This is a genomic window from Parendozoicomonas sp. 209JJ7-1, from assembly GCF_058147085.1.
In genome coordinates, this window is record NZ_JBYVJU010000111.1 from 1 (window position 1) to 684 (window position 684).

Sequence of the window (684 nt, forward strand, 5' to 3'; positions counted from 1 at the left end):
CTTGTTAGGCGTGCTTGCAATGATGTTAGAGGTTTTAATAGCGCAGCGTGGATAATTGAAAACACAATCTACATGTTATTTTTAGGGTGAACTATGAACTTCCTTTCTGGGCAAATATCTTTAGACGAAATACTCTTTAACTATAGAAATGGCATTCTATTGAAACCATCTTTGAAAGATAAAAAGCCAGAAGTTTTCCGCAGTCATTCAGTAAGGTTTAGTGCATTAGAACCCATCGAGTCATTGGCAAATGTAACTTACACACGACAAGGAGAATTTAAATCCTTAGAAGCAAGATGCATTTCACTCTTTTCTATTCCTCAAACGCAACGAGTTGTAGTTACTACATACGCAGATACAAGTATGACTATTCCAGGACTGTCGTGCCGGGTTATTGAAACAGATAACCCTGAACATATAGTTGAATATCATAAGACTGATAGTCCTTATCAAAATCATTCCCACAGAGAAATTAATAGATCAGATTTGTCAGAGTCGTTGGTACTGATATTTTATAATGTTGGTCTGGGAAATACACATGTTACACAATTTATTGAATCACTTGAACTTCTCTCCTCGGACCCAAAAAAAACAAAAGTTGAATTTAAAGATGGAAGCTTCACAACAGTTAACTCATGGTAAATAATCGCAGGTGCTAGATGTTTGTTTTAATCGCCTAACGCC

The 684-nt window shown here is 36.1% G+C and carries 1 protein-coding gene; it reads left to right on the top strand.

Annotation, left to right across the window (positions count from 1 at the left end; translation table 11 throughout):
• The first annotated feature begins 93 nt into the window (after positions 1–93).
• Positions 94–642, top strand: coding sequence for a hypothetical protein (locus ACY2RQ_RS19600; RefSeq protein WP_490114700.1), 549 nt, complete (start codon positions 94–96; stop codon positions 640–642).
• The last annotated feature ends 42 nt before the right edge of the window (positions 643–684 follow it).

Excerpts from the sequence above, each read along its gene's own strand:
- ACY2RQ_RS19600 (WP_490114700.1), top strand. The coding sequence starts at position 94 with ATGAACTTCCTTTCTGGGCAAATATCTTTAGACGAAATACTCTTTAAC.